The sequence below is a fragment of the Peribacillus sp. SIMBA_075 genome (genome assembly GCF_046534585.1).
On the sequence record NZ_JAWRYN010000194.1, the window covers coordinates 1 to 373 of the forward strand.

Sequence of the window (373 nt, forward strand, 5' to 3'; positions counted from 1 at the left end):
AATGAATTTACGTATTGATATCAATTAAGTATCTGGGGTTGAACTCTCTGTATACAAGGATTTCTGTATTTAAAAAAGGTACTTTTAGTTGTTCAGATAATGCAATACAGTCAAGAATATCATCTGGCAACAATTGACTCGAATCTGACTTAATTTTAATTCGCACATCAACTGGAACCTCTCTAATATTTAATGATTCGTTTATATGTGTAAGAATATTTTTTGAAGCACTTCTCATAATTTCTGATTGTCTTTTCTTAATAATTGTTATTGCGTTAAACGGTATTAGAACTTCCTTAAAAGAATCTAGTAAAGTCAAAGCACCAGCTTCAGATAATATTGCTAAGGTATTGGCATCAACCAAGATTTTATC

The 373-nt window shown here is 30.0% G+C and carries 1 protein-coding gene; it reads right to left on the bottom strand.

The genetic code is table 11. The features are described from left to right. Positions 1–7: 7 nt before the first annotated feature. Positions 8–373: hypothetical protein (locus SB775_RS27785; RefSeq protein ID WP_410864368.1), on the bottom strand; the 366-nt coding region annotated here is incomplete at its 5' end.